This is a genomic window from Vibrio mediterranei (genome assembly GCF_013364395.1).
In the GTDB taxonomy this organism is placed as follows: domain Bacteria; phylum Pseudomonadota; class Gammaproteobacteria; order Enterobacterales; family Vibrionaceae; genus Vibrio; species Vibrio mediterranei.
Window position 1 is genome coordinate 1,654,960 of the sequence record NZ_JABXGK010000008.1, and the last position, 13,826, is coordinate 1,668,785.

The 13,826-nt window shown below is 43.9% G+C and carries 13 protein-coding genes; 10 read left to right on the forward strand and 3 right to left on the reverse strand.

Going from position 1 to position 13,826, the window contains the following annotated elements; translation table 11 throughout:
• Positions 1 to 21: 21 nt before the first annotated feature.
• On the reverse strand, positions 22 to 1,011 hold the full coding sequence (locus HOP38_RS24540) for a TRAP transporter substrate-binding protein (protein WP_006070323.1): 990 nt from the start codon (positions 1,009 to 1,011) through the stop codon (positions 22 to 24).
• Between the two features lie 308 nt (positions 1,012 to 1,319).
• On the opposite strand from HOP38_RS24540, the gene HOP38_RS24545 reads away from it, so the two are divergent.
• The 9 genes from HOP38_RS24545 to HOP38_RS24585 are packed head-to-tail and all read left to right on the forward strand — an operon-like array spanning position 1,320 to position 11,321.
• Positions 1,320 to 1,838, forward strand: coding sequence for a TRAP transporter small permease (locus tag HOP38_RS24545; RefSeq protein WP_006070322.1), 519 nt, complete (start codon positions 1,320 to 1,322; stop codon positions 1,836 to 1,838).
• A gap of 18 nt (positions 1,839 to 1,856) precedes the next feature.
• Positions 1,857 to 3,158 carry a TRAP transporter large permease gene (locus HOP38_RS24550; protein ID WP_006070321.1) on the forward strand — a complete coding sequence of 434 codons (1,302 nt, stop codon included), beginning with the start codon at positions 1,857 to 1,859 and terminating at the stop codon, positions 3,156 to 3,158.
• Positions 3,159 to 3,218: 60 nt separating this feature from the next.
• Positions 3,219 to 5,615 carry a glycoside hydrolase family 31 protein gene (locus tag HOP38_RS24555; RefSeq protein ID WP_198559222.1) on the forward strand — a complete coding sequence of 799 codons (2,397 nt, stop codon included), beginning with the start codon at positions 3,219 to 3,221 and terminating at the stop codon, positions 5,613 to 5,615.
• Between the two features lie 12 nt (positions 5,616 to 5,627).
• The gene (locus HOP38_RS24560; protein ID WP_198559223.1) at positions 5,628 to 7,091 is read left to right on the forward strand and encodes a fructuronate reductase; all 1,464 of its coding nucleotides are present in this window, start codon (positions 5,628 to 5,630) and stop codon (positions 7,089 to 7,091) included.
• Between the two features lie 21 nt (positions 7,092 to 7,112).
• Positions 7,113 to 8,522, forward strand: coding sequence for a glucuronate isomerase (gene uxaC / locus HOP38_RS24565; protein ID WP_038227453.1), 1,410 nt, complete (start codon positions 7,113 to 7,115; stop codon positions 8,520 to 8,522).
• Between the two features lie 14 nt (positions 8,523 to 8,536).
• Entirely contained in the window at positions 8,537 to 9,496 is a 960-nt protein-coding gene (locus HOP38_RS24570; protein WP_198559224.1) for a sugar kinase, read from the forward strand.
• Between the two features lie 9 nt (positions 9,497 to 9,505).
• Positions 9,506 to 10,135 carry a bifunctional 4-hydroxy-2-oxoglutarate aldolase/2-dehydro-3-deoxy-phosphogluconate aldolase gene (locus tag HOP38_RS24575; protein WP_006070316.1) on the forward strand — a complete coding sequence of 210 codons (630 nt, stop codon included), beginning with the start codon at positions 9,506 to 9,508 and terminating at the stop codon, positions 10,133 to 10,135.
• 56 nt (positions 10,136 to 10,191) lie between these two features.
• Positions 10,192 to 10,821, forward strand: coding sequence for a hypothetical protein (locus HOP38_RS24580; RefSeq protein ID WP_198559225.1), 630 nt, complete (start codon positions 10,192 to 10,194; stop codon positions 10,819 to 10,821).
• Positions 10,818 to 11,321 carry a YgjV family protein gene (locus HOP38_RS24585; RefSeq protein WP_006070314.1) on the forward strand — a complete coding sequence of 168 codons (504 nt, stop codon included), beginning with the start codon at positions 10,818 to 10,820 and terminating at the stop codon, positions 11,319 to 11,321. Before HOP38_RS24580 ends, HOP38_RS24585 begins: the two co-directional genes overlap by 4 nt.
• 29 nt (positions 11,322 to 11,350) lie before the next feature.
• Here the strand turns inward: HOP38_RS24585 and HOP38_RS24590 are convergent, their stop codons facing one another.
• Positions 11,351 to 11,506, reverse strand: coding sequence for a hypothetical protein (locus HOP38_RS24590; RefSeq protein ID WP_006070313.1), 156 nt, complete (start codon positions 11,504 to 11,506; stop codon positions 11,351 to 11,353).
• Between the two features lie 402 nt (positions 11,507 to 11,908).
• On the opposite strand from HOP38_RS24590, the gene HOP38_RS24595 reads away from it, so the two are divergent.
• A complete protein-coding gene (locus tag HOP38_RS24595; RefSeq protein WP_031493454.1) occupies positions 11,909 to 13,570 on the forward strand; it encodes a methyl-accepting chemotaxis protein in 1,662 nt (553 codons plus the stop codon).
• A 77-nt stretch (positions 13,571 to 13,647) separates the two neighbouring features.
• On the opposite strand, the gene HOP38_RS24600 is transcribed toward HOP38_RS24595, so the two are convergent.
• Positions 13,648 to 13,803, reverse strand: a complete 156-nt coding sequence (locus HOP38_RS24600; RefSeq protein WP_198559226.1) for a hypothetical protein — start codon at positions 13,801 to 13,803, stop codon at positions 13,648 to 13,650.
• Between the last annotated feature and the right edge of the window lie 23 nt (positions 13,804 to 13,826).

A 13,826-nucleotide genomic window follows, 5' to 3' on the forward strand; every position in this document is an offset into this window, starting at 1 on the left:
GTGCTCCCAAAAACTCATTAATTATTGAACTGCTAACGCATCGATATCGCGTACGTAGTCTGCAATTGCAGGGTTATTCAACGCCGCATCGTGCATTGGTTTCACTGCATCAACAAATGGTTGTTTTTCTACAGTTACAAACTCTACGCCCATGCTATCTTTTGCTTTCTCGATAGCTTCGTTCGTCATTTTGGTCCATAGATCTTTGTGATACATCATGGAATCTTTAGCCGCTTTCTTAAGAGCTTCTTGCTGGTCTTTCGGCAGCTTGTCCCAAACTTTAGAGCTGATTACTAGAACATCTGGAATCATCGTATGCTCATCTTGGCTAAATACTTTAGCAACTTCACCGTGACGAGCGGTTGTTAGCGCTGTAGGGTTGTTTTCTGCACCATCAACAACGCCTTGTTGCATTGCTGTGTATAGCTCACCGTAAGATAGTGGAGTTGGCGAACCACCCATCAGTTTAATCATTTCAACAGCAGTTGGACTTGGCTGAACGCGGATTTTCATACCACTAAGATCAGCAGGTGTTTTAATGGCTTTTGAGGCGTAGAAGCTGCGAGCACCAGCATCATAATAAGTTAAACCAACAAAACCTTTATCGTGAGAGGAATCTAGGATTTTTTCACCTACTTCACCTTGCATTACACGGTAGTAGTGGTCACGGTCACGGAAGATATAAGGAATGTTAAACGCACCATAAGCTGGTTCAAACGCTTCCATTTCACTCGCATTTGATTTCGCAATGTCTAAAGCACCATTCTGTAGCAATTCCATCGATTCACGTTGAGTGCCAAGCTGTCCATTCGGATAAATACGGATACGAACTTCACCATCTGTCAGCTCTTTCACTTCATCCGCCATGTACTGCATTGATTTATGCACAGGGTGATTACGGTCTTGGTTGTGGCTAAGTTTTAGCGTGGTTACTGCAGAAGCGGTAAAAGAAGTCGATGCAGCGAGAGCACAAGTAACGAAAGTTGTTAGTGCTGTTTTGTTCCAACGCATAGGGGAGTCTCCATTCAATTTATGTTCAGTTATAGGATTAATTATTACAATTCGGTTAACCAATTATGGCTAAATTCCGTTTCTTATTAACTACGCTATCAATCTGAACCATCACCAACCAATAATCAACGTAAAAAATCGAATTGGTTGACCAATGTCATACTTTCATCGCTAAAATTGGTTGGACCAATTTTATTGTGAGATTTGTCACAAGCGGTTTCAATTTACTGTGTTTAAATCTGCTCAACCTTACCTCTTGCTCTTTTTCCAAATTATAAGACGAAGGATTTCGTCAACTAGGAGATGTTATGAATAAGCTCATTACGATAATGAATAAGGTTTTATCCTTATTCTGTATTTCGCTGAGTAGTGTTTTAGTTGTTTGCGTGTCTTGGCAGGTGTTCTCTCGCTATGTATTAAACGCGCCAAGTACATTCACTGATGAAGTTGCCCGTTTTCTCTTTATCTGGGTCGGTTTGATGGGTGCAGCTTATACGCTAGGACAAAAACGCCACCTTGCTATTGACTTATTGGCAATGAAAATCGAACACGACGAAGCTAAACATAACAAGTTGAAGTTACTGATTAATATGATCAGCATGTCTTTCGCCTCCATCATTATGGTCTATGGTGGCGGTAGATTAATGTTAAAAACTCTAGCGACAGGTCAAGTATCTCCCGCTCTAGGTATAGAGATGGGTTTAGTGTATGCCGCAATTCCTCTTGCGGGCTTATTTATGGTGATTTATTTGGTCCAAGATATTCTTGAGAATATCGCTTTTATGACCTCAAAAAATACCAACTCTTCCACTCTTTCAAACCAATAATTAATAAGGAATATTACTGTGGAATGGCAAATAATTATTGTTTTATTTGGTAGCTTTTTCCTTTTCCTAGGATTAGGGGTTCCTATTTCGTTCGCTATTGGTATTGCGTCATTATTAACGGTAATGATGACACTACCTTTTGATGCCGCTATCGCCGTTATTTCTCAGAAAATGGCATCCGGCCTTGATAGCTTTGCTCTACTAGCAATACCATTCTTTATCCTAGCGGGTAATATCATGAACCAAGGCGGTATTGCACTTCGCCTTATTGAATTCGCAAAAGTACTTGGTGGCCGCCTCCCAGGGTCATTAGCTCACGTAAACGTACTTGCTAACATGATGTTTGGTGCTATTTCAGGTTCAGCCGTGGCCTCTGGCGCAGCTGTTGGTGGCACTATGGCACCGCTACAAAAGAAGGAAGGCTATGACCCAGCCTACTCTGCAGCTGTTAACATTACTTCGTGTCCAACAGGCCTATTGATTCCACCAAGTAACACATTCATTGTTTACTCTCTTATTTCCGGTGGCACATCAATCGGCGCACTTTTCCTAGCGGGTTACATCCCAGGAATGATTATGGGCCTTGGCCTTATGATCGTTGCCGCTATTATTGCGAAGAAACGAGGCTATCCTGTTGCCGCTAAGCCATCTACCTCTGTCGTCATTAAGAAAACACTTGATGCTTTACCAGCGCTGAGCTTAATCATCGTCATCATGGGCGGTATCATCGGCGGTATTTTCACAGCAACTGAAGCATCTGCCATTGCTGTTGTTTATACGCTATTGCTGGCTGTAGTTTTCTATCGTGAAGTATCGATCAAACAGCTTCCGGGCATCATTCTTGAATCTGTCGTTACGACATCCATTGTTTTACTACTTATCGGTGCGTCAATGGGCATGTCGTGGGCAATGGCGAACGCTGATATCCCTTATATGATAAGTGATGCCTTATTAGCCGTATCGGAAAACCCATTGATCATTCTACTGATCATCAACTTGATTCTGCTTATTGTCGGTATCTTCATGGATATGACGCCAGCGCTACTGATCTTTACACCTATTTTCCTTCCAATCGCGATGGACCTAGGTATGGATCCAGTTCACTTCGGTATCATGATGACCTTCAACCTATGTATCGGTATCTGTACTCCACCTGTAGGTAGTGCACTGTTTATCGGTTGTTCTGTAGGCGATGTGAAGATCGACAAAGTTATCAAACCATTACTGCCTTTCTACGCTGTATTGGTACTAGCACTAATGCTAGTGACTTTCGTACCTCAAGTAAGCCTGATACTACCTCAACTATTCCTAGGCTACTAATCTCACCAAATATCATTCTGAGAGCCCGTTTGGGCTCTCTCTATTGAAAGGAATTCTAAAGTGAAGACCATTAGAAACTGGCAATTTAAGCAGCAAAATAATAACGAAATCATTCTAAGCTGCGACGACAAACACACTCTTCATTTATTCGTGCTAGAGAACCATCTAATTCGTGTGTTATTCCAACGTCACAATACTCTTCGCCTTGACAGAACTTGGATGGTGGCACCCGATGGTAACGATGTACCATGGGAAGGTCGCGACAGAATGTCACTAGAGGGGTTCACCTTACCTACTTTCGAACTCTATGAAAACCAAGATACTCTACACATCGAGACAGAGCAGTTGCGTTTAACCGTCCACCAGCCTCTATGGATGGAGTGGGAACATAAAGTAAACGGTGAGTGGAAACCATTAACTAAAGATCGCAAAACAGGTGCATACCAATTGGGTGTTAGTGAACCAGGTATTGCCCACTTTATGAATCGTGGTGACAACGAACTATACTACGGTCTTGGAGAGAAGACTGGCAACCTCAATCGTGAAGGTCGTCGTTTTGAGATGCGCAACCTCGATGCAATGGGTTATGACGCAAGCAAGACCGATCCTCTGTACAAACATGTTCCTTTCTATATAACTAAAACGACCTCTGATGAAAGTGGCGCATCGTTTGGTGTCTTTTATGACAACTTAGCAAGTTGCTGGTTTGATTTAGGAAATGAGCTGGATAACTACCACATCAAATACCGTAGCTATCGTGCCGAAGACGGTGACCTAGATCTGTATTTCATGTACGGCGAAAGCATCAAAAATGTGACTCAACAGTTTGTCCGTTTAACTGGTGGCACTGCCTTTGGTCCAAAATGGAGCTTGGGTTACAGCGGCTCAACCATGCAATACACAGACGCACCTAATTCTCAGGAGCTACTAGAAGGTTTTGTAGACCAATGTGCAGAGCACGGTATTCCTTGTGACTCGTTCCAACTTTCTTCGGGTTATACGTCTATCGGGGACAAACGCTATGTCTTCAACTGGAACTACGAAAAAGTTCCTAATCCAAATGCAATGTCAGACCATTTCCATGCTCATGGGCTGAAGCTAGCCGCAAATATTAAGCCTTGTTTGCTACATGATCACCCTCGTTTCGATGAAGTCAAAGAGAAAGGCTTGTTCATTAAAGATTCCGAGTATGACGTACCAGAAAACTCGGTGTTCTGGGACGCGGACGGCTCACACCTTGATTTTACCAATCCAGAAACTATCAAGTGGTGGCAGGACAATGTTAAAGAGCAGTTATTAGAGAAAGGCATCGATTCTACTTGGAATGACAACAACGAATACGAGATATGGGACAAGAGTGCACGTTGCTTCGGGTTCGGCAAAGAGATTCCTGTTGGCTTGATTCGCCCGCTGCAACCATTACTCATGATGCGTGCTTCTTACGAAGCGCAAACCGAGTTTGCTCCAGAACTTCGCCCATACTTGATTTCACGCTCAGGGTGCCCTGGGATGAACCGCTACGTTCAAACTTGGAGTGGTGACAACAGAACCAACTGGACCAGCTTAAAATACAATATCAAAATGGGTTTAGGTATGAGCTTGTCTGGCTTGTATAACCTTGGTCATGATGTTGGTGGTTTCTCGGGTGACAAGCCTGATCCTGAACTCTTCGCTCGTTGGGTACAGAACGGTGTTATGCACCCACGTTTCACCATCCACTCTTGGAATGACGATGGCAGCGTTAACGAACCTTGGATGCATCCAACTGTCACTCCTATTATTCGTGACGCAATGAAGATTCGTTACCAGCTTCTTCCGTACATCTATGATTCGTTGTATCAAGCTCATACTCATGATGAACCAATGCTTCGCCCTACGTTCCTGGACCATGAGCATGATGAAAATACGTTTATCGAAAATGACGACTACCTACTAGGCAAAGATCTACTCGTCGCTTCCGTTGTAGAAGAAGGACAACGTGAACGTGACATCTATCTTCCAAATAACAAGGATGGTTGGTACGACTTCTACACAGGTCAATGGTATAGCGCTGGTAACACCATTTCCGTCGCCGCACCACTAGAGCGCATCCCTCTGCTTGCTCGTGCAGGTGCAGTGATCCCGACAAGTGCGAGAATCGCTAATGCCAACGCCCAAAAAGATGACAGTCGTGGCCTAAATATTTACCCACTTCAAGGGGTAGGACAGAGTCAATGTAGCATTTTTGATGATGACGGTGAGTCTAACGGTTATCTAACAGGCAACCATATTACTCTGAATATCGAAATGGTTTGCGACAACAACACCATTACTTTGAATATTACTCGTACCGGTGACTTCCTACCGGCATATGACACATTAACGCTGAACCTTCCAAACAGCGAAAAACGTCAACTCATCGTTAACGGAAACACATATCAAAACGGTGATGCGTTTCCACTTTCAGCGGCTAAATAAGGAACCGATTCAATGACAAATATCAGTAACCACACACTGAACGCATCTGTAAGCCAACCTAACTACCCGCGTTCTGAGCTGAAATCACGAATCGTTCATCTAGGCTTCGGTGCATTCCACCGCGCACACCAAGGACTCTTTACTGATGAAGTTGCGCGAAAATCACAAAGCGACTGGGGTATTTGTGAAATCAACCTTTTCGGTGGAGAAGAATTAATTACTTCGCTACGTGCGCAAGATCATTTATATAGTGTCGCTGAAAAAGGCGCTCTATCGACAGACGTCAAGGTCATTGGTTCAGTAACAGAATCTCTACACCCAAGTTTAGACGGCATCGATGCTGTTATTGAGAAAATGGCCGAACCACAGGTCGCCATTGTTTCAATGACTATCACTGAAAAAGGCTACTGCGCAGACCCTGCTACTGGTCGATTAGATAAGAACAATCCTTTAGTCATTGCCGACTTAGAAAACCCATCTTCTCCAAAATCAGCACTAGGCTACATAGTTCAAGCTTTGAAAGTTCGTCGCGAACGTGGTCTATCGCCATTTACCGTTATGTCTTGCGACAATGTACAAGAAAACGGTCACGTGGCGAAAGCGGCTATTTTAGAATTCGCCAAGTTACTAGATGCTGAGCTAGGTGCCTGGATTGAAGCAAACGTAACTTTCCCTTGCACTATGGTAGACCGTATCGTTCCGGCAGCAACGGAAGAAACGCTACGTGAGATTACTGAACTACTCGGCGTTGAAGACCCATGTGGTATTGCTTGTGAACCTTTCCGTCAATGGGTAATTGAAGACAACTTCGTAGCTGGTCGTCCAGATTGGAACATTGCTGGTGCAGAGTTTGTCGCAGACGTTGTGCCTTATGAAGAGATGAAGCTAAGAATGCTCAACGGTAGTCACTCATTCTTAGCTTACTTAGGTTACCTCGGTGGTTACACTCATATCTCAGACACGATGACAGATGCCGGTTATCGCAAAGCCGCTTTCGATATGATGATGTTAGCGCAAGCCCCATCGCTTAAGATGCCCGAAGGGACAGATTTAGAAGCTTACGCCAAGCTGCTCATTGATCGTTTCACTAACCCTAGCTTAAAACATAAGACTTGGCAGATCGCGATGGACGGTAGCCAAAAGATCCCTCAACGTATGGGGGGAAGCCTAAAATTCCATCTAGACCAAGGTTCTGAATTTAAATGGCTTGCCGCAGGTATCGCTGGCTGGATGCGCTATGTGTCTGGTGTTGATGAGCAAGGTAACGAAATCGACGTCCGCGACCCAATGGCGACGATGCTTCGTAGTGTCTGCGAACAGCACGGTCTGAATGTCACTGTCGTCCCAGCATTACTTGGCATCGAAGCAATTTTCCCAGCTGATATTGGCCGTGACCTTCAGGTTATAGACGCCGTTTCGAGCGCTTATCAATCACTAATCGACAATGGTGCAAAAGCGACCGTCGCGGCACTTTAAGGGTGAGTTAAGGAATTAATGATGAAAGACTTTCTATGTGAAGATTTTTTACTGAGTAATGAAACTGCTCGCCGCCTTTATCATGAGCATGCGGCGGACCAGCCAATTTACGATTATCACTGCCACTTAAATCCAGCCGAAGTTGCAAGCAATCGTAAGTTCGATAACCTCGGTCAAATTTGGCTTGAAGGCGACCACTACAAATGGCGCGGTATGCGCTCAGCTGGTATTCAAGAGCAATTGATCACAGGTTCTGCCTCTGATTACGACAAATTTCAAGCGTGGGCAAAGACAGTGCCTATGACGTTAGGTAACCCGCTCTATCACTGGACGCATTTAGAGTTGCGTCGACCATTTGGTATTACAGGGAAGCGACTTAGTCCCGAGACGGCTGACACCATTTGGAACCATTGTAACGAGCTGCTACAAACGCCTGAGTTTTCAGCACGCGGTATTATGAAGCAAATGAATGTTGTCATGGCCGGGACAACTGATGACCCAGTCGATACGCTTGAACATCATAAAGCGATTGCTGATGATGAAAGTTTCGATATTGAAGTACTGCCTAGTTGGCGTCCTGATAAAGCCTTCAAAATTGAGTTGGATGGTTTTGCAGACTATATGACGTTACTAGGCCGCGCAGCAGATGTTGAGATTAACAGTTTCGCAACCCTGCTTGACGCACTTGATCGACGTCTTTCTCACTTCGATGCTCACGGCTGTCGTGCAGCCGATCATGGCATTGAAATCGTTCGTTACGCACAAGTTCCATCAGAGCAAGCATTAGACCACCTGATAAAACGCCGCTTAAGCGGAGAAAAACTCACAGAAGAAGAGTGCGCACAGTTTTCGACTGCGGTACAAGTCTGGTTAGGTAAACGCTATGCCAAGCTAGGTTGGGTAATGCAACTGCACATTGGCGCACAGCGAAACAACAATACGCGCATGTTCCAAATGCTTGGTGCAGATGCCGGCTTCGACTCCATCAGTGACCGTACCTTCGCATTCGAATTAGCTCATCTTCTTGATGAAATGGATCAAAGTAATGAACTACCTAAAACCATTCTTTACTGCCTAAATCCTCGTGATAACGAAATGATGGCGACAATGATTGGAAACTTCCAAGGTGGCGGCATTGCGGGCAAAGTTCAATTTGGCTCTGGTTGGTGGTTTAACGACCAAAAAGATGGAATGCAGCGACAAATGGAACAGTTGTCTCAACTGGGTTTACTAAGCCAGTTTGTTGGTATGTTGACAGACTCTCGCAGCTTCCTTTCTTACACTCGCCACGAGTATTTCCGTCGTATCTTGTGTGACATGATTGGTCGCTGGGCGGAAAATGGCGAAGTACCAAACGACCTATCACTGTTAGGTCCTATGGTTGAAGATATCTGTTTTAACAACGCCAAGCGTTATTTTTCCATCAAGTAATTGGGAGACTTACGATGAAACATATCGCCATCATTGGTGAATGTATGATTGAACTAAATGGGAAACCATTTGGTGAGATGCATCAGACGTTTGGTGGAGATACGCTTAATGCCGCGGTTTATTTGAACCGTGGCTGTCAGCTTAACTCTGAGGACACCTTAATAAGAACCTCCTTTGTCAGCGCTTTGGGAACCGACGCGATCAGCGAAGGAATGATTGCGCGTTGGCAAGATGAAAATATCGATACGCAGTTCGTGTTGCGTGACGGGGATCGAACGCCCGGTCTCTATCTTATTCAGCTAGACGAACAAGGGGAACGGACGTTTCTCTATTGGCGTAACCAGTCAGCCGCAAAATACCTGTTACAACACCCTAATTTTGACACCATTGCTCACGCTCTAAAGTCGACAAATATGGTCTTTCTCAGCGGCATCAGCTTAGCTATTTTACCCACTGAGGATCGAGTCAAACTTTTCGGCTTACTTAACGAGCTAAAACGAAATGATGTCGAAATAAGCTTTGATAGCAACTATCGTCCAGCTTTGTGGCCTTCAGATGAACTTATTACCGTCAAAGAAAACTACCGCCAGATGTATCAACTTACTGATATAGCATTAGTCACCTTTGATGATGAAAAGCTAATTTGGGGAGACCTCAACCCTCAAGTAACCATAGAACGACTTCATAGTGAGGGCATCAAAAATGTTGTGCTAAAACTGGGCTCAGAGGGTTGCTTAGTTTCAGAAAACTTTGGCAAGCAATCCCTAACCGTTCCCACGCAGCCCGTGAAAAATGTTGTAGATACAACATCGGCGGGCGACTCATTTAACGGCGGCTTCCTCTCTTGTTATCTCGCTGGCGGCTCAATGGAGCACTCTTGTCAGAGAGGCAATCGCCTCGCGGGAATCGTAATTCAACATAAAGGGGCAATAATCCCCAAGACTGCGACTGATGTCGTGACCAAAAAAAATTAAGGAATTTACATGTCGACTATCAACGAACAACTACAGGCGCTTAAAGTCATCCCTGTTATCGCTATCGACAAAGCGGAAGATATCATCCCTTTAGGCAAAGTGCTGGCTGAAAACGGCCTACCTGCTGCAGAGATCACTTTCCGTTCTGAGGCTGCAGTCGAAGCGATTCGTTTGCTAAGAGAAGCGCAACCAGACATGTTGATTGGAGCTGGTACGGTTTTAAATCGCGAGCAAGTGATTGCAGCAAAAGAAGCAGGAGCGACATTTATTGTTTCACCTGGTTTCAACCCAAATACCGTTAAAGCGTGTCAAGAGCTTGAGATCGACATTGTACCCGGAGTCAACAACCCAAGTACGGTTGAGGCGGCGCTAGAAATGGGGCTCACTACTTTAAAATTCTTCCCAGCGGAAGCATCTGGTGGCGTTAGTATGGTGAAATCACTGTTGGCACCCTACGGTGATGTTTGCTTAATGCCAACTGGCGGAATCAATCCTAAGAATATCAAAGACTACCTAGCGATCCCTCGTGTACTCGCTTGTGGTGGGACATGGATGGTTGATAAAAAGCTAATCGAAGCTGGGGAATGGGAAGAACTTGCTCGACTTACCCGTGAAGCGGTTGCATTAGTGAATAATTAATCTGTATTGTTGAGGCTCCAGAAGGAGCCTCCCAAGCAATAACGAAAAGGATTTTTATGAAGATTTTGTTCCTGCACACTTTAGCGAGCAACATCACCCTCTTTAAACCTCTAGCCGCAACATCGCTCCCTAAACATGACATATTCCACGATGTCCAAGAATCATTTCTAAGCAACATACGCAAAACAGGGCCAACTCCCTCTATCGTCAAGCAGATTCAAGGTTATTTAAACCATCAGCTTACTCAAGGCTATGACTTTATTGTCTGCACTTGTTCAACCCTGGGCCCAATTGTGGATGCTTACCCTGATAACCGTGTTTTTCGAGTCGACCGACCGATGGCAGAACAAACCATTGGCTACAGTCGGATACTTGTTGCTGTTACGCTTGAAAGTACGATAGAACCCACTCGATCTTTACTAGAAAGCTCCAACAACCATTCTCAATTCGAGTTTTTATTTATTCCAGCGGCGTGGGAACATTATGTCGCGGGCTCAATGCTGGCTTTCAATTCAAGCATTGCAAACACTATCACTGAGCATCGTATACATTCTACAAACCGTTATGATGCTATCGTGTTAGCGCAAGCGTCGATGGCATATGCATTAGCGGAGTGTCAGTTTGACATTACCGTTTTATCCAGCCCACAAAGTTGCCTGAACTATCTGGAGAAGCAATTAGAATGACGTTAATGCTATTCGCCCAACTTGTTGGTGGTATTGCTTTTGTCTTTGGGATCATGGCATTTTTACAAAAAGACGACCTTCGGTTCCGTTACTGTATGGTCGCATTTTGCTTCATCATGATGATACATTTTGCCATGATGGGGGCCGTGGTTGGTGCAATAGGTGTCGCTATCAATGGTATTCGTGCTTTCGTCTCCATTAAAACTCGCTCTAAGCGCGCTATGTGGTTCTTCATTGTTATTCTACTTGGCATGACACTCCCCAATGTCTCCTCTCCTGTAGAGCTCTTACCAATTATTGGTTCCGCAGTGGGTACATGGGCATTATTCTCCGCATCTGGTATCAAAATGCGGAGTTTAATTTTATTCAACTCCGCATGTTGGTTTACCCATAATATATGGATTGGCTCTATCGGCGGTTCACTAGTCGAAGGTACATTTCTGATAGCTAATACCACCACGATATATCGCTTGTGCATGAAAAAACACGAACCAGCATAAATGCTGGTTCAACACTTTGCCTCAAGTTATTAAAGCTTCGTCATCGTTTTCGGACAGGTATCGAGGTGGGTAGTGACAACTAAACCCGCTTCCGTTAGACAAATATTACCTGGTGCGCCTCCTTCCTCAGCTATAGAAGCGAACGAACACATAACGCCTAGCATAAAAATAAAGACTGCTTTCATATTATTCTCCATGTCATTACGTTCAAAAATGACGATTTCCTTTACTTCGTCATTTATAGCTTAGTCGAAGAAATCAACTCGCAAACTGATTTTTATCTTTATTTTTCAAATAGATAAACCACATCAATATGTTAAATGGCAAGATTTATCCGCTGAATCATATAATCGGTAATTTCAGCGGCAATCGTTCTCCGGTTACGGAACAAAAGCCGTTATAGAAAATTTGACAAGCACTTCTTCAAATTAGCTGACTTGAGGGCACAACCTTTATAAACCATTCAGGTAGAAGAACTATTTTCCAAACACCATTCCCTGAATAAATTTTAGGCACACCACTTGCTTTGTTATTGATACGCAACTCAATAATTGCGTATTTATTATAATAATTAGGATACGAATGTTATGAATTTGTCTATTCGAAAGCGGTTGTATGTCTTAACGATACTTCCTTTACTACTCGTTACATTAGGAATTTTAGGAGTCACTTACTCAAAGGTTTCTGAACTCAACCAACAACAATTTGATGATACCCGAGAAAGCTTGCTGGTTAATAAGAAACAAGAACTGCGCAACTACTTACAACTTGCTAAGTCCTCACTTCTCCCTCTAATTGAGAAAAAAAGCCAGAGAGAAGAGGTGCTTCAGCTACTTAAAAATCTTGAATATGGAGAAAATGGCTATCTATTTGGCTATGACTCGAAAGGAAATCGTCTGCTTGTAGGTAAAAATGGTTCAGGTCTAGGCCAAAACTTTATCGATGCTAAAGACAGTAAAGGCAACTTGTTTATTAAAGATCTTATTAATAACGCCAAATCTAATGCATTTACTACCTACTATTTCCCTAAACCAGGACAAACCAATCCTGAAGCTAAATTAAGCTACTCGATATATATACCTGAGTGGGATTTGATACTCGGTACTGGTTTTTACATAGACGACATAGACACCACTATTTCTGCTATGGAGCAGCAAGCAACAGAAGCGCTTAATGCGAAAATTATCACTATCATTTTATTATCTGGACTGACACTGGTTGTGGTATTTGGTATGGCTACCTTCATCAACCGAAGCATTATGAAGCCACTTGATAAATTCGATGCTTCGCTAAAAACGTTTGCGACAGGCGATGCCGACTTGACTGCAAGAATGGAGAGCTTCGATGCACCTGAATTTAAACGTCTTGGAGAGAACTTCAATGCGTTTGTGAGCAGTCTCCAGGAGATCATTACCAACGTCTCGGAGACCAGCCATATTGTTGTGGAAGAAACTCGCGCGATGAAAGGAAGAGCAATGCAGGTGGATAGCCTTGCTACCAATCAGCGAGAAGAGACCGAACAAGTAGCCACAGCTATGACTGAAATGACGACAACATCCTCTGAAATTTCATCTAACGCCACTAGCGCTGCAACATCAGCACAGCAAGCAGACGAGAATGCCCGAGATGCCCAACAAACGGTGAATACAGCTGCAACGTCTGTACAAGCGCTAGCTGATGAAGTCCTCCAAGCAAGTTCAGTTATCAGTAAGTTAGAAGAAGATGTCAAAAACATCTCCACCTCTTTGACCGTTATTCAAGATATTGCCGAGCAAACTAATTTACTGGCATTAAATGCAGCTATTGAAGCAGCTCGAGCGGGTGAACAAGGACGAGGTTTCGCCGTCGTAGCGGATGAAGTTCGACAGTTAGCTAGCCGCACACAAGACAGCACAGGCGAAATCCATCAGATGATCGAGCAACTCAAAAGCGCTTCCGATGAAGCCGTCAGAGCGATGGACTCCAGCCGAACTAGAGGAGATGAAACGGTACGTCAAACCAATGATGCCGCTACCGCCATCGAAGAAATACAACGAGCAATCGCTAATATTCACGATATGAACGCGCTAATCGCAACGGCAACGGAGGAACAAGCGATTGTCGGTAAAGATATAGCTCAACGTATCGTGGTGATTTCAGACCAAAGTGGTGAATCCGCACAACTTGCAGGTCTAAATAAGAGCGGGAGTGACAATCTAAATCAACGCGCAACGCAATTAGAGCAACTGGTATCCCGTTTTACCGTATAAACCGTTTCTCCACTTTAAAACCAAACGAACCAGCAATATATCGCTGGTTCGTGTTAGCTTCTCAATCATACATATGATCAGAGTTTGGTTGTGTTTTTAGGACAACGCTCCAGATGAGTCGTAATCACTTGTCCTGACTCCATCTGACAGATGGTACCTGGCGCACCACCATTTTCAGCAAAGCTTGAGAATGATGCGAATATCAAACTAAGTGTCACTAATAATGTTCTCATTTTGTCACTCCTTCTGTACTAGA

Coding starts and splice junctions, on each gene's coding strand:
- HOP38_RS24540 (WP_006070323.1), bottom strand. CDS start 1,011: ATGCGTTGGAACAAAACAGCACTAACAACTTTCGTTACTTGTGCTCTC.
- HOP38_RS24545 (WP_006070322.1), top strand. CDS start 1,320: ATGAATAAGCTCATTACGATAATGAATAAGGTTTTATCCTTATTCTGT.
- HOP38_RS24560 (WP_198559223.1), top strand. CDS start 5,628: ATGACAAATATCAGTAACCACACACTGAACGCATCTGTAAGCCAACCT.
- uxaC (WP_038227453.1), top strand. CDS start 7,113: ATGAAAGACTTTCTATGTGAAGATTTTTTACTGAGTAATGAAACTGCT.
- HOP38_RS24570 (WP_198559224.1), top strand. CDS start 8,537: ATGAAACATATCGCCATCATTGGTGAATGTATGATTGAACTAAATGGG.
- HOP38_RS24575 (WP_006070316.1), top strand. CDS start 9,506: ATGTCGACTATCAACGAACAACTACAGGCGCTTAAAGTCATCCCTGTT.
- HOP38_RS24580 (WP_198559225.1), top strand. CDS start 10,192: ATGAAGATTTTGTTCCTGCACACTTTAGCGAGCAACATCACCCTCTTT.
- HOP38_RS24585 (WP_006070314.1), top strand. CDS start 10,818: ATGACGTTAATGCTATTCGCCCAACTTGTTGGTGGTATTGCTTTTGTC.
- HOP38_RS24590 (WP_006070313.1), bottom strand. CDS start 11,506: ATGAAAGCAGTCTTTATTTTTATGCTAGGCGTTATGTGTTCGTTCGCT.
- HOP38_RS24595 (WP_031493454.1), top strand. CDS start 11,909: ATGAATTTGTCTATTCGAAAGCGGTTGTATGTCTTAACGATACTTCCT.
- HOP38_RS24600 (WP_198559226.1), bottom strand. CDS start 13,803: ATGAGAACATTATTAGTGACACTTAGTTTGATATTCGCATCATTCTCA.